Source organism: Nonomuraea sp. NPDC023979 (genome assembly GCF_040639085.1).
In the GTDB taxonomy this organism is placed as follows: domain Bacteria; phylum Actinomycetota; class Actinomycetes; order Streptosporangiales; family Streptosporangiaceae; genus Nonomuraea; species Nonomuraea ceibae.
On record NZ_JBEZZG010000037.1, the window covers coordinates 1 to 21438 of the forward strand.

At 74.1% G+C, this 21438-nt stretch carries 20 protein-coding genes; 9 read left to right on the plus strand and 11 right to left on the minus strand.

Going from position 1 to position 21438, the window contains the following annotated elements; genetic code table 11:
* Together AB0G11_RS40580 and AB0G11_RS40585 are read right to left on the minus strand one after the other, a co-directional pair.
* Positions 1-1179, minus strand: a 1179-nt coding sequence (locus AB0G11_RS40580; protein ID WP_357592011.1) for a hypothetical protein, incomplete at its 3' end; no start/stop codon positions are given.
* Between the two features lie 45 nt (positions 1180-1224).
* A complete protein-coding gene (locus tag AB0G11_RS40585; RefSeq protein ID WP_219518170.1) occupies positions 1225-2415 on the minus strand; it encodes an MFS transporter in 1191 nt (396 codons plus the stop codon).
* 69 nt (positions 2416-2484) lie between these two features.
* Between AB0G11_RS40585 and AB0G11_RS40590 the strand changes: the two genes are divergently transcribed.
* Positions 2485-3078, plus strand: a complete 594-nt coding sequence (locus tag AB0G11_RS40590; RefSeq protein WP_219518168.1) for a TetR/AcrR family transcriptional regulator — start codon at positions 2485-2487, stop codon at positions 3076-3078.
* Here AB0G11_RS40590 and AB0G11_RS40595 read toward each other — a convergent pair.
* Together AB0G11_RS40595 and AB0G11_RS40600 are read right to left on the minus strand one after the other, a co-directional pair.
* The gene (locus AB0G11_RS40595; protein ID WP_357592013.1) at positions 3067-4002 is read right to left on the minus strand and encodes a glucosyl-3-phosphoglycerate synthase; all 936 of its coding nucleotides are present in this window, start codon (positions 4000-4002) and stop codon (positions 3067-3069) included. The genes AB0G11_RS40590 and AB0G11_RS40595 overlap by 12 nt on opposite strands.
* Before the next feature lie 43 nt (positions 4003-4045).
* Positions 4046-5485, minus strand: coding sequence for a helix-turn-helix domain-containing protein (locus AB0G11_RS40600; protein WP_357592015.1), 1440 nt, complete (start codon positions 5483-5485; stop codon positions 4046-4048).
* Positions 5486-5744: 259 nt separating this feature from the next.
* On the opposite strand from AB0G11_RS40600, the gene aceA reads away from it, so the two are divergent.
* From aceA to AB0G11_RS40615, 3 genes are all read left to right on the plus strand, one after another.
* Positions 5745-7031, plus strand: coding sequence for an isocitrate lyase (gene aceA / locus AB0G11_RS40605; RefSeq protein WP_219518162.1), 1287 nt, complete (start codon positions 5745-5747; stop codon positions 7029-7031).
* A 161-nt stretch (positions 7032-7192) separates the two neighbouring features.
* Positions 7193-7690 carry a SigE family RNA polymerase sigma factor gene (locus AB0G11_RS40610; protein ID WP_357592017.1) on the plus strand — a complete coding sequence of 166 codons (498 nt, stop codon included), beginning with the start codon at positions 7193-7195 and terminating at the stop codon, positions 7688-7690.
* The gene (locus AB0G11_RS40615) at positions 7687-9012 is read left to right on the plus strand and encodes a hypothetical protein (RefSeq protein WP_357592018.1); all 1326 of its coding nucleotides are present in this window, start codon (positions 7687-7689) and stop codon (positions 9010-9012) included. Before AB0G11_RS40610 ends, AB0G11_RS40615 begins: the two co-directional genes overlap by 4 nt.
* A gap of 23 nt (positions 9013-9035) precedes the next feature.
* Here AB0G11_RS40615 and AB0G11_RS40620 read toward each other — a convergent pair whose 3' ends face one another.
* From AB0G11_RS40620 to AB0G11_RS40630, 3 genes are all read right to left on the minus strand, one after another.
* Positions 9036-9854 carry a siderophore-interacting protein gene (locus AB0G11_RS40620; protein ID WP_219519544.1) on the minus strand — a complete coding sequence of 273 codons (819 nt, stop codon included), beginning with the start codon at positions 9852-9854 and terminating at the stop codon, positions 9036-9038.
* A gap of 61 nt (positions 9855-9915) precedes the next feature.
* Entirely contained in the window at positions 9916-10878 is a 963-nt protein-coding gene (locus tag AB0G11_RS40625; RefSeq protein WP_357592020.1) for an alpha/beta hydrolase, read from the minus strand.
* Positions 10879-10972: 94 nt separating this feature from the next.
* The gene (locus AB0G11_RS40630) at positions 10973-11428 is read right to left on the minus strand and encodes a hypothetical protein (RefSeq protein ID WP_246647100.1); all 456 of its coding nucleotides are present in this window, start codon (positions 11426-11428) and stop codon (positions 10973-10975) included.
* A gap of 146 nt (positions 11429-11574) precedes the next feature.
* On the opposite strand from AB0G11_RS40630, the gene AB0G11_RS40635 reads away from it, so the two are divergent.
* Positions 11575-12111 carry an MFS transporter gene (locus tag AB0G11_RS40635; protein ID WP_219519549.1) on the plus strand — a complete coding sequence of 179 codons (537 nt, stop codon included), beginning with the start codon at positions 11575-11577 and terminating at the stop codon, positions 12109-12111.
* 46 nt (positions 12112-12157) lie between these two features.
* Entirely contained in the window at positions 12158-12883 is a 726-nt protein-coding gene (locus AB0G11_RS40640; RefSeq protein ID WP_357592022.1) for a YcnI family protein, read from the plus strand.
* Positions 12884-12937: 54 nt separating this feature from the next.
* Here the strand turns inward: AB0G11_RS40640 and AB0G11_RS40645 are convergent, their stop codons facing one another.
* From AB0G11_RS40645 to AB0G11_RS40655, 3 genes are read right to left on the minus strand one after another with little or no spacing between them, the layout of a single operon-like run.
* The gene (locus AB0G11_RS40645) at positions 12938-13915 is read right to left on the minus strand and encodes an ABC transporter permease (protein ID WP_357592024.1); all 978 of its coding nucleotides are present in this window, start codon (positions 13913-13915) and stop codon (positions 12938-12940) included.
* The gene (locus tag AB0G11_RS40650) at positions 13902-14870 is read right to left on the minus strand and encodes an ABC transporter ATP-binding protein (protein ID WP_219519556.1); all 969 of its coding nucleotides are present in this window, start codon (positions 14868-14870) and stop codon (positions 13902-13904) included. Before AB0G11_RS40650 ends, AB0G11_RS40645 begins: the two co-directional genes overlap by 14 nt.
* Positions 14867-16054 (minus strand): DUF2092 domain-containing protein, encoded by a 1188-nt coding sequence (locus tag AB0G11_RS40655; protein WP_357592026.1) that lies wholly within the window; start codon positions 16052-16054, stop codon positions 14867-14869. The genes AB0G11_RS40650 and AB0G11_RS40655 overlap by 4 nt, the downstream gene beginning before the upstream one ends.
* Positions 16055-16181: 127 nt before the next feature.
* On the opposite strand from AB0G11_RS40655, the gene AB0G11_RS40660 reads away from it, so the two are divergent.
* The 3 genes from AB0G11_RS40660 to AB0G11_RS40670 all read left to right on the plus strand — a co-directional run bounded on the left by AB0G11_RS40660 (position 16182) and on the right by AB0G11_RS40670 (position 18419).
* Positions 16182-16856, plus strand: coding sequence for a response regulator transcription factor (locus AB0G11_RS40660; protein ID WP_219517285.1), 675 nt, complete (start codon positions 16182-16184; stop codon positions 16854-16856).
* Between the two features lie 7 nt (positions 16857-16863).
* Positions 16864-18192: an ATP-binding protein gene (locus tag AB0G11_RS40665; protein ID WP_219517286.1), complete on the plus strand. Its 1329-nt coding sequence runs from the start codon at positions 16864-16866 to the stop codon at positions 18190-18192.
* A 68-nt stretch (positions 18193-18260) separates the two neighbouring features.
* A complete protein-coding gene (locus AB0G11_RS40670; protein WP_357592028.1) occupies positions 18261-18419 on the plus strand; it encodes a hypothetical protein in 159 nt (52 codons plus the stop codon).
* Between the two features lie 10 nt (positions 18420-18429).
* Here the strand turns inward: AB0G11_RS40670 and AB0G11_RS40675 are convergent, their stop codons facing one another.
* Positions 18430-21432 (minus strand): AfsR/SARP family transcriptional regulator, encoded by a 3003-nt coding sequence (locus tag AB0G11_RS40675; protein WP_219517289.1) that lies wholly within the window; start codon positions 21430-21432, stop codon positions 18430-18432.
* Positions 21433-21438: the final 6 nt, after the last annotated feature.

The window sequence follows — 21438 nt, forward strand, 5'->3', positions numbered from 1 at the left end:
GCAGGCCGCGTACCGTCGCGGGGACCCGCCGGCGCGCCGCAGCACGCGCGCCCGCCGGGAACCGCGCGCCGCCAGGGCGGTGGCGGCCAGCCCGCCGCCGAGGGCGAGCAGGATGAGCGCCCCGGCGACCGGGATCCAGCCGGTCGCCGGTTCGTACCCCCGCTCGACGTGGACCTCGGCGAGGTCGCTGAGCCGGTCGGTGAGCCGCTCCTGCTCGGCGCGGGTGGTGCGATGGGCGGCGGGGTCGACGAGGAACCTGCCCGCCTCCAGGTCGAAGCCCAGCCCGCGGACGACCTTCGCGGGGACGAAGAGCGCGCTCAGGCGCGGGTCGGCCGGTCTGACCGTGATCGCGGGAATGGTCTTGGTCAGGTACTCGCCGGGAGGCGTGGTCATGCTGTAGTGGAGGTCGATCGTGGGGTCGGCGCCCGGTTCCGCGGTGACGAGGACGGCCGTGTCCTCGTCGTAGGGCGTGGCCGGGTCCCCGGTCAGGTAGCGGAGCAGCGTCTCGTCACCGACGAAGGCGTCGAACCCCGACCAGCCGTCGCCGGCGTAGGTCACGTGGCCGCTCCCGGCCGTTTCCTCGCTCCGCAGCACGGGGACGCCGGGCGGGAGCTCCTCCCGGACGGCGGCGCCCACGGCGTCGGGGTCGTCGGTGTAGAACGTGTCCACCTGGAGGGCGCCGGGCCGGGCCTGCGGGAGGTAGTGGGCGCGGTTCTGGGTGGTGACGGCGGCGGCCGAGATCATCAGGGTGACCGCCAGGCCGGTGGCGAGCATCACCGCCGCCGTTAAGGCCGCCGTGCCACGGGAGGCGCCGGCCGCCTCGCGCGCCGCCAGCCGGACCGTGACGGGCAGGCGGGCGGCGTGCCGGGCCGGAAGTTTCAGCGCCCACGCGACGAACGGCCCCAGGCCGAGGAACAGCAGGGCGGCGCCGAGCATGCTCGCGTAGAGCTGCACGGCGGAGCCGAAGTCGTCGTAGTGGACGTCCTCGCGCGTGGCCCAGGCGATTCCCGCGAGGAAGGCGAGGCCGAGCGTCGCCAGGACCGCCCCGTGGGCGAGGGCGAGCCGGCTCACCGGGCGGTGGCGTTCGCGCGGTGTCGACCGGGCGGCCAGCACCGCCGCGCCGCCCGCCAGTCCCAGGGGGATGGCGAGCACGACGGCGAAGAACGCGATCAGGTCCACGCGGGCGATCGTACGCAGCCATACCCGGAATTCGCCGCGAAAAGATCAAACCGGGACACCGCCCCGGCCGCTCACCAGCGCGACGGCCAGGGCGGACAGGCCCATCGCCGCCGCGAGGGCGTACAGGAGCGGGGTGAAGCCGCTGAAGAGGGCGGCGACCTGCGGGCCGGCGCTGCCGCCGACGGCGAGCGAGAAGGAGAACAGCGCCAGCGCCGTGCCGCGCGAGCGGCCGGCGCGGGCGGAGATGGACTCGTTCAGGCTGGGCAGGCCGGCGGTGATGGCGACGGCGTACGCGGCGAGCAGGAGCACCAGGCCGGGCCCGGCGGCGCCGGTCAGGGCGGCGGCGGCGAGCACCAGCGCGCCGCCGGCCAGCATCACGGCGGCCCGGGTGACGGGCGCGACGCGGCCGAACCAGGGCATGAGCAGCGGCACCGCGATCATGGCGGGCAGCCCGGCGGCGCGCAGCGCGAGGAGTTCGCCGGACGACGGGGTGACGCCGTAGAGCTGCAGGCCGGTGTAGACGGCCACGAACCCGGTCAGCACCACGACCGAGGCCGCGTACCGGGCCAGCAGCGGCCGGTCGCGCAGCAGCTCCGGCAGCGGCCGGTAGGCCGCGAGCAGCCCGCCGCCGGTCGGCGCTTGCGGGGTGCCGGGCAGCATGGTGGCGCGCAGGCCGAGGCCGGACAGGGCCAGGGCGGCGCCGGAGATCAGGAACAGCCCGCGCCACCCGGCGGTGTCCACCAGGAGCTGGGCGAGCACCTGAAGGAGCACGGCGGAGGCGAGGAACGCGCCGGTCACCGCGGAGATCGCGACCGCGCGCCGGCGCGGCTCGATCCGCTCGGCCAGGTACGCCAGCCCGGCGGGCGGGAACGTGGCCACGGCCAGCCCCTGGACGGCACGCAGCACGAGGGCGGCCTCCGGCGAGGGCGCGGCGGCGACCAGTGCGGTGGCGAGGGCGGCCAGGGGCAGTCCGGCGAGCACCAGCCGCCTGCGCCCGAACCGGTCGGAAAGCGGGCCGAAGATCAGGAATCCCACCCCGTATCCGGCGCCGAACGCGGTCACCAGCCAGGTCAGCTCGCCCGGGACGGTCCCCCAGGTCGCGGCCATGTCGGGCAGCAGCGGGATCACGATGTAGAGCTGGCCGCTGACCAGCACGGCGGTGAGCACGAAGGACAGCAGCGTGGACCCGAACGGCGCCGTGGCGGGCGGCGCGGGGCGGAGGGAAGTGGTCGTCATGTGCCGGGACGCTACACCAACCAACTAGTTGGATGTCAACCAACTAGTTGGTCGAGGTAGGATGGCCGCATGCCAGCCAAGGTCTCGACCACCGCCACCAGGGCCGCCCTGCTCGCCGCCGCCCGCGAGGAGTTCGCCGCGTACGGCGTCGCGGGAGCGCGCGTGGACCGGATCGCCGAGCGCGCCGGAGTCAACAAGGAGCGCATCTACGGCCATTTCGGCAGCAAGGAGAAGCTGTTCGACGCGGTCATCACCGAGGCGATCGACGACCTGACCGCGCAGATCGCGCTGCCCGGCAGCGACCCGGTCGACTACGTGGCCAAGCTGTCGGCCTACTACCAGGCCCATCCGGAGCTGGTGCGGCTGCTGATGTGGGAGGCGCTCAACTACCGGGGCCAGGAGCTGCTGCCCGGCCAGGAGGCGCGGGTCGAGCGGTGCGCGCGCAAGACCGCGTCGATGAGCGAGCGGCCCACGGAGGCGACGGCGCGCACGGTGTTCCTGCTGACCGGGCTGGCGCTGTTCCCGGCGATGATGCCGCAGCTCGCGCGCATCCTCCTGGGCGAGGCGGCGGGCGACCAGGAGGCGATGCGCGAGCACGCCGCGGCCTTCGCCGCCGCGGCGCTGCGCGACGGCCTGCCCGGGGAGGGCCCGTCAGGCGGCTGACGCGGGCACGGTGACCATCGGCGGGCGTTCGGCGACCGAGATGTCGCTGGTCAGGACCTCGTGCCCGGCGCTGACGCGGCGGAACTGGTCGAGGCGGCACGACGGGTCGTGGCAGGTCTGGATCTTGCCCTGGCGGCACAGGCGGGACCAGGCGGCGAGCATGATCTGCCCCGCCATGCCGCCCAGGGCCTCGGTCGACTGCGGGGCGTGCTCGCGCGTGCCGAGGTCCACCTGGGCGAACGCGTCGAGCCCGGCCAGCTCCAGCAGGTCGATGAGCAGCCCGATCTCGACCCCGTAGCGGGTCAGGAACGGCACCCGTTCCAGCGCGGCGCGGCGGCCGGCGTACTCGCCGGCGAGCGGCTGGACGAAACCGGCCAGCTCGGGCCAGTGCAGGTTGATGAGCGGGCGGGCGACGAGCTCGGTGACCCGGCCGCCGCCGGTGGGCGCGCCGTCGAGCGGGCGGTCGTAGCAGCCCTTGACGTACGCGACGGAGGAGTCGCTGAGGAGCGGGCCGAGCAATCCGCTCACCAAGGTGGAGCGAAATTTCCGGATATCGGCGTCGACGAAGGCGACGATGTCGCCGCTGGTGACCGCCAGGGACTTCCACAGCGCCTCGCCCTTGCCGTCGAGCGGCGCGAGGCCCGGCAGGATGGTGTCCTGGGCGTGCACGACGGCGCCCGCCCGCGCCGCCACCTCCGCCGTGTCGTCGGTGGAGCGCGAATCGATGACCACGACCTCGTCGACGACCGCGCCGAGCTCCCCCATGATGACGGCGACGATCTCCCCCACGGTCTCCCGCTCGTCACGCGCCGGGAGCACCACGCTGACCGTCGCGCCGCCCTTGGCCTCGGCCAGCGCCGCGACCGGCCAGTCCGCGGCCCGCGAGCTGCGGCGCCGCATCCAGCTCTGAACTTCAGGCAGCATGCGAACCACCCCCGTTCATCCCCGCCCCCAGGATAGGCGAAGGTCAGCCGGCCTCCGCGTGGCGCTCCAGGAACGTGTAGACATCGGCCTCGTCGACCCCCGGGAACGACCCCGGCGGCAGCGCGGCCAGCACGTGGGAGTTGGCGCGGGCCGACGGCCAGGCGTAGCCCTCCCAGCGCTCGGCCAGATCGGTCGGCGGGCGGCGGCAGCAGTCGCCGTTGGGGCAGAGCGACCGGGTCCGGTTGGTGGTCTCCCGGCCCCGGAACCAGCGCGACTCCCGGAACGGCACGCCGAGCGTGATGGCGAAGTCGCGCTCGCGTGACGGGTCGACGTGCGCGACGCAGAAGTAGGTGCCGGTCGGCGAGTCGGAGTACTGGTAGAAGACGGAGAAGCGGTCGGGCGAGGTGAAGACCTGGCGGCCCGACCACTGCAGGCACATCCGCTGGCCCTCGATCGCGCCCTGCTCGTCGGCCGGGAAGACGATGCCGTCGTTCTCGTACGCCTTGTAGATGATGCCCCCGGCGTCGTTGCGCACGAAGTGGCAGACGAGGCCCAGGTGGTGGGTGGCGAGGTTGGTGAAGCGGTGGGCGGCCATCTCGTAGGAGACGGCGAACACGTCGCGCAGGTCCTCCACCGACAGCGCCCGGTCGGCCTTGGCCTCGCGCAGGTAGACGGCCGCGGCCTTCTCCGGCACGAGCACCGCGGCGGCGAAGTAGTTGGCCTCGGTGCGCTGGCGCAGGAAGTCGGCGAAGTCGCGCGGCTTGTCGTGGCCGAGCGCCAGGTGGCCGAGCGTCTGGAGCAGGATCGTGCGCGGGGTGTGCATGCCGAGCTGCTCGTGCTTGACGTAGATGCGGCGGTTGCGCAGGTCGGTGATGGAACGCACCGAGCGGGGCAGGTCCTGGGCGGTGTGCACGGTGTAGCCGAAGTGCGTCACCAGACTCTGGATCATGCTCTGGGACAGGGCCCCGGTGCGGTAGCCGACCGCGGCCAGCGCCTCGGCGGCGGCCTTCTCGATGTCGGGGAAGTAGTTGCCGAGCTCGCGCTGCCTGCGCCGGAGCTCTGCGTTGGCGGCCCTGGCCTCCTCCGGGGTGGCGGTGCCCCTGGCCTGCCGCGCGCGCAACTCGCCGTAGAGGCCGAGCAGGTGCTCCAGCACGTCGTTGGGCACCCGCGCGGAGACCTTGAGCCTGGGCAGGCCGAGCCCCGCGTACAGGGGGTCGCGCTGCGCCTCCTCCAGGGCGATCTCCAGCTGGGCGCGCCGGTTGGGCGGCTGGCGGCGCAGCAGCTCCTCCACCGGGACGCCGAGCGCGGCGGCGAGCGACTTGAGCAGCGACAGCTTCGGCTCGCGTTTGCCGTTCTCCAGCAGGGAGAGCTGACTGGGGGCGCGGCTGACGCGCGAGCCCAGGTCGGACAGGGTGAGGCCACGCTGTTTGCGCAGGTGGCGCAGGCGCTGCCCGAACGCGATGAGATCGAGCTCTTGCGTCAAAGACAGCGGTTCTTCGCCTAGCAAGGACGCCATGCAGGCATCTTAGACGGAAAATCCGCCCATCTTCTAGTCACAGCAGGTTGAGGGTGATTGGTCTAGGCCAACAGGAAAAGTTGCGATTTCTTCTGCAGCGAACAGGCGGCAAGAGTTGCGATTTATGCTAAATTTCGTCGTTCTTCTCTGAATCGGCCCCTATGGCGGTGGGGTGGTCAGGGCACAGACTCGGCATGAGCCCCAGGGGACGACTAAGGAGACAACGATGAACGATCGCCTCAAGGGAGCTGCCGAGCAGCTGCGTGAAGAGTGGGACAACGACCCTCGCTGGGCCGGCATCGAGCGCACCTACAGCGCCGAGGACGTGGTCCGGTTGCGTGGAAGCGTCCAGGAGGAGCACACGCTGGCCCGCCTCGGCGCCCAGCGGCTGTGGGACCTGCTGCACACCGAGGACTACGTCCACTCCCTCGGGGCGCTGACCGGCAACCAGGCCGTGCAGCAGGTGCGGGCCGGGCTGAAGGCCATCTACCTGTCCGGCTGGCAGGTGGCCGCCGACGCGAACCTCGGCGGGCACACGTACCCCGACCAGAGCCTCTACCCGGCCAACTCGGTGCCGGCCGTCGTGCGCCGCATCAACAACGCGCTGCTGCGCGCCGACCAGATCACCTGGTCGGAAGGCGCCGAGAACGCGCCGTACTGGCTCGCGCCCATCGTGGCCGACGCCGAGGCCGGGTTCGGCGGCGTGCTCAACGCCTTCGAGCTCATGAAGGGCATGATCGCCGCGGGCGCCGCCGGAGTGCACTGGGAGGACCAGCTCGCCTCCGAGAAGAAGTGCGGCCACCTCGGCGGCAAGGTGCTCATCCCCACCGGCCAGCACATCAAGACGCTCAACGCCGCCCGCCTCGCCGCGGACGTCTGCGGAGTCCCCAGCCTGATCATCGCGCGGACCGACGCCCAGGCCGCGACGCTCCTGACCAGCGACGTGGACCCCCGCGACCAGCGCTTCACCACCGGCGAGCGCACCGCCGAAGGCTTCTACCGGGTCCGCAACGGCATCGAGGCGTGCATCGCGCGCGGCCTGGCCTACGCGCCGCACTCCGACCTGCTCTGGATGGAGACCGGCACGCCCGACCTGGACGTGGCCCGCGAGTTCGCCGAGGCGATCAAGGCCGAGTATCCCGACCAGATGCTCGCCTACAACTGCTCGCCGTCCTTCAACTGGAAGAAGCACCTCGACGACTCCACCATCGCCAAGTTCCAGCGGGAACTCGGGCACATGGGGTACAAGTTCCAGTTCATCACGCTCGCCGGGTTCCACTCGCTGAACCACTCCATGTTCGCCCTCGCCCAGGGGTACGCGACCGACGGCATGACCGCGTACGTGGACCTCCAGGAGGCCGAGTTCGCCGCCGAGGCGCGCGGCTACACCGCCACCCGCCACCAGCGCGAGGTCGGCACCGGCTACTTCGACCTGGTCAGCACGGCCGTCGCGCCCGACTCCTCGACGACCGCGCTCAAGGGCTCCACCGAAGAGGAGCAGTTCACCCACTGATGTCCCGAACTCGCCGGCCACCTCCAGGGCATGGGACGGTTCCCCCGGCGAAACGGCCGCGCCAGACACCCCCCGGCCTGGCGCGGCCACTTTTTCGTGCAACAGATTCCCCGCGATCCCTCTCTCGGAGGTGACAGATAACGACGAGAGGCAGAGGCAGCGTGGATGAGGAGTCCAAGTTCGCGGAGTTCGTCGCCCGGCGGGGTGACGCGCTGATGCGGTACGGATACGTGCTGACCGGCAATCCGCACGACGCGGCGGACCTGGTGCAGGAGGCGCTGCTCAAGATGCGGGCGGCCTGGCCGGGGCTGCGGTCGAAGGACAACCCGGAGAGCTACGCGCGCACCACGATGGCCCGGCTGCACATCGCCGCCTGGCGGCTGCGCCGGCGCGAGCAGGTGATGCGGCAGCCGCCCGACCGCGAGCACCACGACACGCTGCCCGGCGGCGACGAGCAGGCGATGTGGCAGGCGCTGGCCGGGCTCCCCCGCAAGCAGCGGGCCGTGCTCGTGCTGCGCTACTACGAGCAGCTCAGCGACGCGGAGATCGCCGAGACGCTCGGCGTGTCCCGGGTCACCGTGCGCAGCCAGGCGCACCGCGCGCTCACCAAGCTGCGCGCCACCGTCCCCGCCCACCTGATCCCCGGAGGCGCACGATGACCGGACCGACGACCGGACCGAACGAGCACAATCGGGACGAGGCCGGCGCCACCGTCCTGGAGGAGACCCTGCGCAGGACGCTGGAGCGCGCCGCCGATCGGGCGCCCGCGCTGCCCGCCGCGGTCGCCGCCCGCCTGGCCGGGCCTTCTCCCCGGCGCGCGCCCCGCGCGCAGGCGCTGCTCGCCGCCGCGGCGGTCGTCGTGGTGGCCGCCGGGGTGAGCGTGGCAGTGACGGCCGGCCTCGGGGGCCCGGCCGAGCCCCGCCCCGCCGGCCCGGCGGCCACCGTCTCGGCCACCGCCTCGGCCGGCGTGTCCACCAGCGGATCCACTGGCGGGCCCACCGGCGAGCCCACGGGTGAGCTCACTGACCTCCAGGCGCCGCCGCCGATCGAGGAGGTGTGGCCGCAGGCCGTCCACAAGCTCCCCGGCACCCGGCGCGATCGGCTGCGCCCGATCCAGTTCCTCGACGACCGGACGCTGCTCGTCGAGACCTGGTCGAGCTTCGAGAAGGCCAACGCCCTGTACGCCTACGACCTCGGCACCCGGGAACGACGCGAGATCACGAAGGTACCGACGCCCAAGGGCACGGTGGCGTTCGCCGCCGACTTCCGCGCCGGCGGCGACCGGGTCGTCTGGTGGAACCGGCTCAAGGACGGCACCACCCAGATCTGGTCGGCCCCGCTGTCCGGCGGCGAGGCCGCGCTCGTCACCACCGTGCGGACCGACGAGAGCGGCCTGGACGGCGTGCAGATCGCCGGCGACCGCGTCGTCTTCTCCGCCCGCTCCGGCGGCGTCCACACCGCCCCCCTGGCGGGCGGCCCGGCCACCCCGGTCGAGGGCGGCGCGTCGATGCACGTGCTGAACTGGCCGTGGATCGGCGAGCCCGGCCCGTACGGCGAGCATGTGGGACCGAGGTTCGGCCGGATCCGCAACGCGGAGACGGGCGAGACGCGCACCGCCACCACCCGGCCGGGCGACGAGCTGCTCGGATGCTCGGTCACCCACTGCATCGGGCAGCGTCAGGACGGCATGTTCCTGCGCCTGCGCGACGGCTCGGGCGAGCAGCCGCTGCCGGGCTCCATGGGGCGGACGGACCGGCTGCCCCAGGACCGCTTTCACGTGGCCATGCTGAAGGACCGCACCGGGTTCGTCGCGTTCGCCCTGTACGACCTCGCCGGCGGCCGCTCGGCCGACCTGGGCATCAAGGCGGAGCAGCGGGAGAACGGCTTCTCCGCCCAGCCGCCCGGCCACGACGCCGAGGGCAGGCTCCTGTACTACGACGTCGGGGACACGCTGTACGTGATCGACGTGACCAAGATCTGACCCGGGTCGCGGCCGGGGCGGGCTCAGCCGAGTTCGGCGGCCTCCTCGGTCTCGACCTGGCGGTTCCAGTCCTTCTTGACCGCGCGCCACCCCTCGTCGTCCACGCCTGCCCGCCAGTAGCCGGAGATCGACAGCCGCTCCAGCGGCACGCTCTTCTCCACCCGCAGGTAGCGGCGCAGCCGCTTGACGAAGCCGGCCTCGCCGTGGACGAACGCGCACACGTCGCCGGGCGGGAAGCCGAACGCGAGCACCGCCTCGACCAGCGCCTCGCCGACGGGCCCGCCGTCGCGGTAGAGCCAAGTCACGCGGGCGTCGGCGAGCGTGCTCAGCTTGAGCTCGTCCTCGGGCGACTCGACCTCGACGAACACGTACGCGAGCGCGTCCTCCGGCAGCGCCTCCAGGGAGGCGGCGATGGCGGGCAGCGCGCTCTCGTCCCCGGCGAACAGGTGCCAGTCGGCCTCCAGGGCCGGCGAGTAGCTGCCGCCGGGGCCGAGCATGAGCACCTCGTCGCCGGGCCTGGCCCGCGCGGCCCACGGCCCGGCCAGCCCCTCGTCGCCGTGGTGGACGAAGTCGAGCGTCAGCTCCCGGGTGTCGGGGTCCCAGGCGCGCACGGTGTAGGTGCGCAGGCGGGGCCAGAACTCCCGCGGCATGGTCTCGCGCACCTGCCGCACGTCGAACGGCTGCGGGTAGTCCACGCCCTCGTGCGGGAAGACGACCTTGACGTAGCTGTCGGTGGCTCCGGAGAGGGCGAAGTCACGCAGGCCGTCACCGCCGACGACGACACGGATCATGTGCGGCGAGATGCGTTCGGTGCGCAGGACGACACCGCGGTGATCGGTCATTCCAACGACCCCCTCCAGAAGTTAGGCATACCTAACCTACACCCTGCCCGGGGGAAGACCGTCAGGCCGCGTCCTCCATCGGCGGCCGCTCCCCCGCCGCGGCCAGGAACCCCGCCATGTGCCGGAAGGCCAGCCGCGCCTCCGGCAGCACGTCCGCGAGCAGCGGGAACACGTGCGGCATCCGCGGCCACTCCTCGTACGTCACCGGCACCCCGGCCCGCCGGGCGCGCAGGGCGACGCGGCGCGCCTCGTCCCTGAGCACCTCGGTGGACCCGGTGACGATCATCAGGGGCGGCAGCCCGGTGAAGTCGCCCAGCACCGGCGACACCAGCGGGTCGCGAGGGTCGAGCCCGTCGGTCCAGCGGCGGGCCAGCCAGCGCACCCGCCCGGCCGGCAGGATCGGGTCCTGCCAGCGGTTGGCCCGGCGCGGGGAGTCGGTCAGGTCGGCCCACGGCGACAGGCAGATGCCCGCCGACGGCAGCGGCAGCCCCCGGTCACGCAGCGCCAGCAGCGTCGCCAGCGTCAGATGGCCGCCCGCCGAGTCGCCTGCCACGATCACGTCGGCCGCGTCGTACCCGCGTTCGAGCAGGCACCCGTACGCCTCCAGGGCGTCGCTCAGCGAGTCGGCGAGCTTGTGCACGGGCCCCTGCCGGTAGTCCAGGGCCAGCACCGGGCGGCGGGCCGCCGCCGACAGCCGCCAGGTGATCGGCCGGTGGGTGCGCGGCGAGCACCAGAAGTAGCCGCCGCCGTGCAGGTAGAGCAGCACCTTGCCCTCGTCCAGCTCCTGTCCGGCGCGCACCCACTCGCCGCCGCACGCGGCGAAGGCCGCCGGGGTCACGGTGACGTGCTCCGGCACCGGCACGGCCCCCGCGAGGCCGCCGAGCCGCGAGGCGCAGTCGAGCGCGAGCGGGTGGCGCAGCAGCAGGTGCGAGGCGGGCTTGAGGGTGCCCCGCATCAGGCCGGTGAGCGCGCGGGCCTGCCAGCTCAGCGGGTAGTCAGGCGTGACGTCGCGGTCCAGGCTCATGACGAGTCCTCCGTGACCTGTACATACCCGCACTACTCACCGGTAACCAGGAGGCTTCCGGGCCGCCGCCTTTACAATGTAGATCGCAGCGGGGTCAGTAGTAGCCGCCCTCCTGCGTGCTCTCGTACTCGTCGTCGTCCTCGTCGTCGTCGCGCGCCCAGCGCGAGGGCATCAGGACGGGGATGAACAGCGCCACGCCGAGCAGGGCGAAGGCGCCGGAGGTCAGCAGCAGCCGGTCGCCGGCGGCGGCCTCCCGGACGAGCTGGTGCACCGACGGCTCGTCCGGGAGGAGGCTGAGCGCGCGGTTCATGTCGAGGGCGTAGACGACGGTCCAGGCGAGCAGGACCAGCGACGGCGTGAAGGTGGCCAGCGGCGAGACCCGCCCCGCCACGACGAGCCCGACGACGAGGCCGACGGCGGCCATCGAGCCGAGCGCGATCCACAACTGCTGCCCGCCGGTAGGGGCGGCCTGCGCGGCGAGCATCGCCTGCTGCACGGCCCATCCGCCGCCGGCCAGGACCGCCGCGGTCACCACCAGCCCCAGGAGCAAACCACCTAAGTGCCGCAACGTACTCACCCCTATGTCAACGTGGTGAGCCCGACCCTAGCGACAAACATCGCGAATCAACCAGGCATTGCCGAGCTTGAAGAAGAACTCGTCGCCGCCCCCTCCCCGTGAGACCATGTGGCACACCCATGCGCGCGCACCCGCCCCTCCGGCTCGTCAGGGCGGCCGTCTTCACGGCCGTCTGCGTGACGCTGGCCGCGATCGCGCACACGCTGGGCGGCGGCACCGGCCCCGCGGCGTGGGCCGCCGGGCTCGGCGCGGCCTCGGTGTTCGCGCTCGCGCTCGCCCTGTCCGGCCGGGAGCGCCCGGCCGCCACCGTCAACACCGCGCTGATCGTCGCGCAGGCCGGGCTGCACGAGCTGTTCGGCGGCGGCGACGGCACCGCCTACGTCGCCCTCCACCTGCACGGGCAGGGGCTCGGCGACGCGCTCGGCATGCTGGTCGCGCACCTGACGGCCACGCTGCTCACCGGCTGGTGGCTGGCCCGCGGCGAGGCCGCGCTGTGGGCGACACTGCGCCGGCTGCTGCGCCGCCTGACGCCGCTGCGCCCGGTCCGCTCCCCCGTCCTCCGCCCCGCCGCGCCGATCGTGCGCGCGCGGGCCGTGCCGCCCGATCCCGGGCTGCGTCACTCCGTGGCCAGGCGTGGTCCTCCACTGCCCGCCTGACTGCTGACACCCCCGTAACCCCCATCACGACAAGTGGAGATCCGCCATGTCCTTCGTCCGCCGTGCCGCGACCGTGCTCGCGGCCACCACCGCCCTGACCGCCGGGCTCGCCCTGCCCGCGCTCGCCCACGTCACGATCAACCCGGGCACCGCCGAGCAGGGCGGGTTCACCAAGGTCGCCTTCCGCGTGCCGAACGAGCGCGACGACGCCTCGACGGTCAAGGTCGAGGTGTCCTTCCCCACCGACCACCCGCTGGCGTTCGTGTCGGTCAAGCCCGTGCCCGGCTGGAGCGTCAAGGTCACCGAGGGCAAGCTGCCCAAGCCCGTCACCACCGAGTTCGGCGAGCTCACCGAGGCCGTCACCACCGTCGTCTGGTCCGGCGGGAAGATCGGCAAGGGCGAGTTCCAGGAGTTCGAGGTGTCGATGGGCCGCCTGCCCGAGGGCGTCGGCCAGATCGTGTTCCCGACGAAGCAGACCTACTCCGGCGGCGAGGTCGTCGACTGGGCCGACGCGCCCGCGGCCGACGGCTCCGAGCCGGAGCACCCCGCGCCGGTGCTCAAGCTGACCCCGGCGACCGGCGGCGACGCGCACGGCGCGGCCACCGCCCCGGCGTCCCCCGCCGCCGGGTCCCCCGCGCCCTCGGTGACGCCGGTCGCCGCCGCCTCCGGCTCCTCCGACGGCACCGCCCGCCTGCTCGGCGGCGCGGGCCTGGCCGTGGGCGTCATCGGCCTCGTGGTCGCCTTCCTGGCGCTGCGCCGCCGCACGTCCTGACCCGCGGGCGCGTCCCGTACGCGGCCCGTTCTCGGCCCGTACGGGGCGCGCCCGTCAGGAAGTGATGTCCTTGCCGGTGAAGCGCGCCCACGCGACCGACAGCGACAGCACGGTGTACGCGCCGAACACCGCCAGCCCGTCGAGCAGCGCCCCGGTGTCGACGGGGGCGCGCAGCACGGCGTCGAAGCCGGTGAAGCGGGCCGGCAGCAGGTAGGGCTCCAGCGGCGCGAGCTCCGGGATGGCGCGCAGCACCTGGCAGACGATGACGGCCACGACCGCGCCGGCGATCGCGCCGATGGGCACCTCGGTGAACGTCGACAGGGCGAGCGCGACCGCGCCCAGGGCGGCCATGCCGGCGCCGATGTAGCCGACGCTGACGGCGATCCGCAGCAGCCCGTCGGTCACGGAGACGGTGGTGCCCGACAGCAGCGTCACGTCCCCGACGGGGAACAGCACCAGCCCGGTGAGCAGCGCCGACAGCGCCACCACGGCGGTGACCGCGTAGGCGTACACGACGACGTTCAGGAACTTGACGGCCAGCAGCCGGCCCCGGCCCGCGGGCGCGGCCAGCAGGTAGCGCAGCGTGCCCGCGCCGGCCTCGCCGGCGATCGAGTCGCCGCCGACGACGGCGACGGCGACCGGCATGAGCAGCAGCGTCAGGAACGAGAACGAGACGAACGTCAGCATGAGGCTGTTGCCCGCCACGCTGGCGATCAGCCCGCTCATCTCGTCGTCCCCGCCGCCGCCGACCATCCGCAGCGCGACGCCGACGACGACCGGCACCGTGGCGACCACCGCGAGCATGGCGAGGTTGCGCGGGCGCCGGAACGTCAGGCCCAGCTCCGAGCCGAGCAGCCGCCAGAACGCGCCCGGCCGGCGCGGCGGCGACGGCAGTCCCGGCGGCGGCGGCTCGGGGGCGTGGCGTTCGGCGCTGCCGATCGTCTCGGCCACCGGCACCAGCCCGGGGGTGCGGCGGGGCCGGTCGGTCCGCGTCGCCGCCTCCGTACCGGTGGTGGTCTCAGCCGTCGACATCGAAACCCTCTCCCGTCAGTCCCACGAACACGTCCTCCAGGCTCGGCCGCACCACGGCGAGCCCGCGCACGGCCACGCCCTCGCGGACGAGCACGGCGTTGACCTCCTCGGGCGCGTGCCCGCCCAGCTCGGCGCTCACGTGCTCGTCGGAGCGCACGTCGGCCAGGCCGAGCGCGCCCAGCACCCGGGCGGCGTCGGCGGGGTCGGGCGTCTCGACCCGGATCCGGGTGGCGCGCCCGCCGCTGAGCGAGGCGATCGTGCCCTGCGCGACGAGCCGGCCGGCCCGCATGATCGCCGCGTGCGTGCACATCTGCTCCACCTCGGCCAGCAGGTGGGAGGAGACGAAGACGGTGGTGCCGCCGGAGGCGATCTCCTTGACCAGCGCGCGCACCTCGCGGGTGCCCTGCGGGTCGAGCCCGTTGGTCGGCTCGTCCAGGATGAGCAGCTCGCGCGGGCCGAGCAGGGCGGCGGCGATGGCCAGGCGCTGGCGCATGCCCAGCGAGTAGTTGCGGAACCGCTTGCCCGCCGCGGCGCTCAGCCCCACCCGCTCCAGCGCCTCGCCGATCCGCTCCTTGGCGGTGGCGGGCGTCGCTGTCGGGTCGGCGGCGTCGAAGCGGCGCAGGTTGGCCTCACCCGACAGGTACGGGTAGAAGGCCGGTCCTTCGACGAGCGCACCGACCCGGGGCAGCGCCTGGCCGAGCGGCAGCCCGAGCAGCGCGTGCTCGCCCTCGGTGGGCGCGACCAGGCCCAGCAGCATGCGGATCGTGGTGGTCTTGCCCGAGCCGTTCGGCCCGAGGAAGCCGTAGACGGACCCGCGCGGCACGGCCAGGTCCAGCGCGTCGACGGCGACCTGGCCGCCGCGGAAGCGCTTGGTCAGGCCGCTGGTCACGATGGCGGCGTCGGAGGGCGGGGCCGCCCCGAGAGGCGCCCCCGCTTCCTGCGTGGCGGTCGTCACCTGACGCCCGCCGCCTTGGTGATCTCCTCCGGGGTGACCGCGCCGACCAGCAGACGGCCGTCGTCGGTCAGCAGGACCGTGGCGAGCTTGGTGGTGATCAGCTTGCCGGAGCCCCACGGGCCGCTCACCGGGGTGGCGGACTTCAGGACGGTCTCGAGGAGTGCGGCCGGGTCGGCGCCGCCGTCGCCGCCGAACGGCGACCCGTCCTCACCCTGCTCGCCCTGCTCGCCGGCCTGGCGGCCGTCCTGGGCCTTCAGGTCGGCCACCGAGGCGGGCAGCACGGCCACCGAGGTCCAGCCGTCACCGACGATCTTGACCTCTTCGGCGGCCTTCCTCGCCTCCTCACGGTGCTCCTCGGCCCGCTCGCCGCCCTCGCCCTCCTGGGGCGCGGTGAGCTTCTTCTCCTCGACCTTGGCCCCGGCGGGCGGGGTGAAGGTGAAGTTCTCCGGCGCGGGCGGGGTGAACGTCACCTGGGTGAAGCCGACCTGGAAGGCCGGCTCGGCCGAGCCCTTGGCGAACACCTGCACCTGGAGCGGGACGAAGTTCTCCCCGTCGAGGGCCAGGCGCACCTCCTCCACCAGGGAGCCGGCGTCCTTCGGCTTGAGCACGAGCTGGTAGGCCGGGCGGCCGGCCACCTCGGCCGTGTTGGTCACGCTGACGGCGGTGTGCTCGTCGGCCTGGGCCAGCACCTTCTCCGCCGCCGCCTGCGGGGTCAGCTCCGCCGGGGCGGTCTCGGCCGCGTCGTGCGGCCGCTTCCCGTCATAAATGATCTTGGTGGCGGTGTTGGTGGCGCTGTCGAAATACCACGCCTGGTCGCCGTTGACGATCAGGTTGGTCTCGTTCATCTGGGTCGGCATCGCGACCCTCAGCTTGTCGCCCGCCCCGTACCAGACCTTGATCTCGTGCGAGCCCGACAGCAGGCTGAGCGGCCCGGCGGAGCTGGTCGCCGGCAGCGCCGGCAGGCCGAGCGAGGCCGTCTGCTGCACGGTGCCGGACATCGGCAGCATGCCCTCGGTCTTCTGGGCGGCCGCCGCGGCGTCGGCCAGCAGCTGCTGGGCCGAGCGCTCGGGCAGCACCGGGTCGCCGCTCACCGCGGCGACGACCGGACCGGCGCCGATCGCGGCCCCGATCACGGCAGCAGCCGCGATCGGCACTCCCCACCTCACGAACGTGCCTCTTCGCATCTCACTCCTTAACGGTATGTCGATGCCGCCAGCCTGTGTGATGCATCCTTAGGCGAGCCTGAGACGAGCTGAGATCCCTCTCAGCCTTCTCAGCCGGGTCTCAGGGGGAGGACGGGAGAATCGCCGCATGAGAGTTCTGGTCGTCGAGGACGAGAGGCGGATGGCCGCCGCCCTCCAGCGGGGGCTGCAGGCCGAGGGATTCGCCGTGGACCTCGCCCACGACGGCGAGCAGGGCCTGCACCAGGCCAGGAACGGCGACTACGACGTGGTCGTGCTCGACATCATGCTGCCCCGGCTGTCCGGCTACAACGTGTGCAAGCAGTTGCGCGCGGAGGAGAACTGGGTGCCGATCCTCATGCTGTCGGCCAAGGACGGCGAGTACGACATGGCCGACGGCCTCGACCTGGGCGCCGACGACTACCTGACCAAGCCGTTCTCGTACGTGGTGCTCGTGGCCAGGCTGCGGGCGCTGCTGCGGCGCGACGCCGGGCGGCGGCCCGCCGTGCTGTCGGCCGGCGACCTGACGCTCGACCCGGCCCGCCGCCGGGTGCTGCGCGGCGAGACGCAGGTGGAGCTGACGCCGCGCGAGTTCGCGCTGCTGGAGTTCCTGCTGCGCAGGCGGGAGGAGGTCGTGTCGAAGGCGGAGATCCTGGAGCACGTGTGGGACACCTTCGACACCGACCCGAACGTGGTCGAGGTGTACGTCGGCTACCTGCGGCGCAAGATCGACGTCCCGTTCGGCAGGAACGCGCTGCAGACCGTGCGCGGCGCGGGCTACCGGCTGGCCGGCGACGGTGGCTGAGAGCCCGATGACGTGGTGGCGGCGGCAGGGGCTGCGCTTCCGCCTCACCGCCGTGGCCGCCGCGGTGCTCGCGCTGGCGCTGGCCGTGTCGGCGTCGGTGCTGCTCAGCGTGCTCGACCGGGCGCTCGTCTCCACGGTGGACGACTCGACCAGGCAGCAGGCGCAGACCGTCCGGGTGCACGCCGACGCCGGCACCCTGACCAGCCCGATCACCACCCACGACGGCACCATCGTGCAGGTGCTCGACGCGGACGAGCGCATCACGCACGTCACCTACGGCGCCGACCGGCTGGTGCCGCTGCTGGGCGCCGCCGCCCGGCGGGAGGCTCTGGCGGGCGGGCAGGCGGTGTTCGTCGACGGCCGGCCGTACGCGATCCCGGGGCCGCTGCGCGTGGTGGTGCTGCGCGCCGACCGGGGCCAGACCGTGATCGCGGCCAGGCCGGTCGCGGAGATCCAGACCAGCATCGGCACGGCCGGCCGGGTGCTGCTCGTCGGCACGCCGCTGCTCGTGGTGCTGCTGGCCGTGGCGAGCTGGATGATCATCGGCAGGACGCTGCGGCCCATCAGCGCGCTGCGGCGCGGCGCCGCCGACATCACCCACACCGCCCGGTCGCGGCGGCTGCCGGTGCCCGAGTCGCGCGACGAGGTGCACTCGCTGGCCACCACGCTCAACGACATGCTGGGGCGGCTGGAGGAGGCCGAGCAGCGGCAGCGGGCGCTGGTGTCCGACGCCGCGCACGAGCTGCGCAGCCCGCTGGCCAGCATCCGGCTGCAGCTGGAGGTGGCGCTCGGCCATCCCGAGGGCCAGGACTGGCGGGAGACGGCCGAGGGGGTGCTGGAGGACACGCTGCGGCTGCACCGGCTGGCCGAGGACCTGCTGGCGCTGGCCCGGCTGGACGAGCGCGGCGGCGTGCCCGGCCGCCGCGAGCCGGTCGACCTCGACGAGGTGGTGCGGCAGTGCGCCGAGCGCTACGGCGAGGTACGGCTGACCGCGTGCGACCCGGTCGTGGTGCGGGGCGACGCCCTCGACCTGAGCCGGGTGCTGACGAACCTCATCGACAACGCCGTGCGGCACACCGCGTCCAAGGTCGAGGTGGCGCTGACGTCCGACGGCACGCTCACCGTCACCGACGACGGGCCCGGCATCCCGGAGGAGGACCGGGAGCGGGTGTTCAACCGGTTCACCCGGCTCGACTCCGGGCGCAGCCGCGACGAGGGCGGCGCGGGGCTCGGGCTGGCGATCGTGCGCGAGACCGTGCGCGCGCACGGCGGCACCGTGCACCTGGAGGACGCCGGGCCGGGGCTGCGGGCCGTGGTGTGGCTGCCGCGCGGCTGAAACCCCGTAAAGCGCGTCGAAAGCGGCGCTCCCTAGAGTCCTCGCGACTCATCACGGAGGTGCTTCACATGCGCAGAATCGTCATCGTCGCCGCCCTGGCGGCCGCCGTCGCCGCGGGCCTCGCCACGCCGGCCCAGGCCGTCCGCTCCGACGGGCCGTGCCAGCCCGAGATCCCCAGCTCGTGCGACATGACGTGGACCGGCGACCCGGCCAAGCCGGGCGTCTGACCGGGGGTGATCAGCGGGCGAGGGCCTGGGCGGCTCTCGCCCGCCAGCGCTCGGCGCCCATGCCGGCGAACAGCTCGTGCGCCGTACGCAGGTGCTCGGCCGCCTCCGGGTCGCCCCGCCCGCCCAGCAGCAGCCCCAGCGAGAGACCGGCCCGGCCCTGGATGTGCCGCTCGCCCAGCCGGACCGCCAGGGCCAGCGCCTGGCGCAGCGTCGCCTCCGCCTGCTCGGACTCGCCCAGCGCCGCCTGCGCCTCCCCCAGCCCGTGCAGCACGTACACCTCGCCGATCCGGTCGTGCACGGCGCCCACGATCGCCGCCGCCCGGGCGAACGACTCCTTCGCCGCCGCCGCGTCGCCCCGGCGCAGCGCCAGCTCGGCGATCCTGGTCAGCGTCTGCGCCTCGCCGCGCGGCACGCCCTCCGCCCGGAACGTCGCCAGGGCCCGCTCCAGCAGCGGCTCCGCCTCGCCCGGGCGGTCGCCCTCCAGGTGCACGGCGGCCACGTTCACCAGCACGTGCGCCTCGGCGGCCCGGTCGCCGACGGCCCGCAGCAGCGGCAGCGCCTCGGCGTAGCGGGCCAGCGCCACCTCCCCCCGGCCGCCCACCCGCTCGACCAGCGCCAGGTTGCGCAGCGCCAGCGCGCGGCCCTGGATCTCCCCGATGTCGCCGAACAGCCGGATGGCGTCACGCAGCAGCGGCCCGGCCTCGGTGTAGCGCTGCTCGAACAGCAGCAGCGAGCTCAGCGAGTAGACCATGGCGGCCTCGCCCCTGGCGTTGCCCGCCGCCACGCACGCCCGCCTGGCGTGCTCGGTGACCGACCGCCAGTCGTCGAAGTGCCCGTACGCCTCGAACAGGGTGACGGCGGTCATGGCCAGGTTCCAGCACAGCTCGTCCAGGCCGTGGGCGCCCGCCTGGCGCACCGCCGCCAGCAGGACGGCGCGCTCCTCGTCCAGCCAAGGCAGCGGCTGCTCGCCGATCAGCTCGTCGGCCAGCTCGGCGGTGACGGCGGAGGTGGCGGTGCCCTTGCCGCGCAGCATCGTGAAGAAGCCGCCGTAGTGGCGCTCGTGCACCCGCTCGGCGAGGGCCAGCAGGGCGGTGCAGGCCCGCTCGACCGTCATGGCCCGCTGCTCGCGGGTCTCCTCCGCGTGGGCGCGTTCCTCGGCGAAGGCGCGTACGAGATCGTGCATGCCGTAGCGGCCCCCGGCGGTCCGGCGCAGCAGCGAGGCGTCGGTCAGCTCCGCCAGCGGGCCCGACACCCCGTCGGCCGGGTCGGCGTCGCACAGCGCGGCGGCCAGCCACGGCGCGACCTGGGGGCAGCCCAGCAGGCCGATCCGGCGGAACAGCAGGCGGGCGCGCGGCGACAGGGCGGCGTAGCTGACGTCGAGGCTGGCGCGGACCTCCACGTCGCCGTGCGTGAGCGCGTCGAGCGCGGTGCGCGAGTCGGCGAGCTGCGCGACCAGCGTCTCCACCCGCCAGCGGGGGCGGGCGGCGAGCCGGGCGCCCGCGATGCGCAGCGCCAGCGGCAGGCCGCCGCACTGCTGCGCCAGCGTGCGGACCGCGTCCGGCTCGCGGGCGGCGCGGGCGGGGCCGATGTCCTGGACGATCAGGTCGGCCGCGTGCCGCTCGCCCAGCACGTCCAGCCGCAGCACCTGTCTGCCGGGCAGGCCGACCGGCCGCTCCCGCGTCGTCACCAGGGCGGCGCACGGGGCCGCGCCCGGCAGCAGCGGCCACACCCCCGGGCTGGGGCCGGCGTTGTCGAGCACGACCAGCAGCCTGCTGCCCGCCACCGTCGAGCGGAACAGCGCGCTGCGCTCCTCCAGTCCCCGGGGCAGCGACGTCAGCCCGAGCGCCCGCAGGAACCGGCCCAGCACGTCGGCCGGCTGCAGTTCCCCGGCGCGCAGGTCGATGTAGAGCTGGCCGTCGGGGAAGTCGGCGGCGGCCCGGTGCGCGGCGTGCAGCGCCAGCTCGCTCTTGCCGACGCCGGCCCGGCCGACGATCGCGGCCAGCGGCAGCGCGCTCCCGCCGGGGCGCAGCATCGCGGCGACGCGCTCCAGCTCGGCGTCCCTGCCGGACAGCGGCGAGAACACGGGCGGCAGCTGCCTCGGCACCGGCGGCAGCCCGCGCCCGCCCGCCGCCTCGTCGCCGGGCTCGTACTCCTCGCGGGACTCCTCATCGGGCTGCTCGGGCGCGCCGTCGTCCGGGGGTACGGGCGCGTCGCCGGGGCGGGGGGCGCCGGGGAGGCGGACGGCGGGGCGGCCCGGCGCGGTGTCGTAGCCGAGCGCGAGAGAGGCGTCCTGGTTGAGGATCGCCAGCTCCAGTCGGCGCAGCTCGTCGCCGGGTTCGAGGCCGAGCGTGTCGAGGAGCATGCCGCGGTAGTCGCGGAAGGCGTCGAGCGCCTCGGCCTGGCGTCCGGACCGGTAGAGGGCGAGCATGAGCTGGCCGTGCGGCCGCTCGCGCAGCGGGTGGTCCTGGACCATCCGCCGCAGCTCCCCCACGAGCTGCTGGTGGCGGCCCAGCTCCAGGTCGAGGTCGGCCAGCCGCTCGCGGGCCAGCAGCCGCCGCTCCTCCAGGTCGTGCGCGACCGGCAGGAGCAGGTCGCTCTCGACGTCGGCGAGCGCGGGCCCGCGCCACAGGGCGAGCGCCTCGCGCAGCGTCGCGGCGGCCCGCTCGGCGTCCTCCTCCTGCGCCCGCGCCACGAGCGCGTCGAAGTCGGCCAGGTCGAGGCTGCCCGGCCCGACCTTCAGCAGGTAGCCGGGCGGCCGGGTCAGCAGCACCTGGAAGGGCTGGACGGTGTCGTCCAGAGCCCTGCGGAGCTGGAACACCCGGATCTGGATCTGGTTGCGCGCGGTGCCGGGCGGCGCGTGCCCCCAGGCCGCCTCGATCAGCCGGTCGAGCGGCACGATCCGGTTGGCCTCCAGCAGGAGCAGCGCCATGACGACGCGTTGCAGGCCTCCCCCGAGGTGCAGCTCGCCCCCATCGCGTTCGATGACGAGCGGGCCGAGAATCCTGAAGCGCATGTATCC

Coding starts and splice junctions, on each gene's coding strand:
- AB0G11_RS40585 (WP_219518170.1), bottom strand. CDS start 2,415: ATGACGACCACTTCCCTCCGCCCCGCGCCGCCCGCCACGGCGCCGTTC.
- AB0G11_RS40645 (WP_357592024.1), bottom strand. CDS start 13,915: ATGTCGACGGCTGAGACCACCACCGGTACGGAGGCGGCGACGCGGACC.
- AB0G11_RS40665 (WP_219517286.1), top strand. CDS start 16,864: ATGACGTGGTGGCGGCGGCAGGGGCTGCGCTTCCGCCTCACCGCCGTG.
- AB0G11_RS40625 (WP_357592020.1), bottom strand. CDS start 10,878: ATGAGCCTGGACCGCGACGTCACGCCTGACTACCCGCTGAGCTGGCAG.
- AB0G11_RS40670 (WP_357592028.1), top strand. CDS start 18,261: ATGCGCAGAATCGTCATCGTCGCCGCCCTGGCGGCCGCCGTCGCCGCG.
- AB0G11_RS40675 (WP_219517289.1), bottom strand. CDS start 21,432: ATGCGCTTCAGGATTCTCGGCCCGCTCGTCATCGAACGCGATGGGGGC.
- AB0G11_RS40620 (WP_219519544.1), bottom strand. CDS start 9,854: ATGACCGATCACCGCGGTGTCGTCCTGCGCACCGAACGCATCTCGCCG.
- aceA (WP_219518162.1), top strand. CDS start 5,745: ATGAACGATCGCCTCAAGGGAGCTGCCGAGCAGCTGCGTGAAGAGTGG.
- AB0G11_RS40595 (WP_357592013.1), bottom strand. CDS start 4,002: ATGCTGCCTGAAGTTCAGAGCTGGATGCGGCGCCGCAGCTCGCGGGCC.
- AB0G11_RS40660 (WP_219517285.1), top strand. CDS start 16,182: ATGAGAGTTCTGGTCGTCGAGGACGAGAGGCGGATGGCCGCCGCCCTC.
- AB0G11_RS40590 (WP_219518168.1), top strand. CDS start 2,485: ATGCCAGCCAAGGTCTCGACCACCGCCACCAGGGCCGCCCTGCTCGCC.
- AB0G11_RS40655 (WP_357592026.1), bottom strand. CDS start 16,054: ATGCGAAGAGGCACGTTCGTGAGGTGGGGAGTGCCGATCGCGGCTGCT.
- AB0G11_RS40640 (WP_357592022.1), top strand. CDS start 12,158: ATGTCCTTCGTCCGCCGTGCCGCGACCGTGCTCGCGGCCACCACCGCC.
- AB0G11_RS40615 (WP_357592018.1), top strand. CDS start 7,687: ATGACCGGACCGACGACCGGACCGAACGAGCACAATCGGGACGAGGCC.
- AB0G11_RS40635 (WP_219519549.1), top strand. CDS start 11,575: ATGCGCGCGCACCCGCCCCTCCGGCTCGTCAGGGCGGCCGTCTTCACG.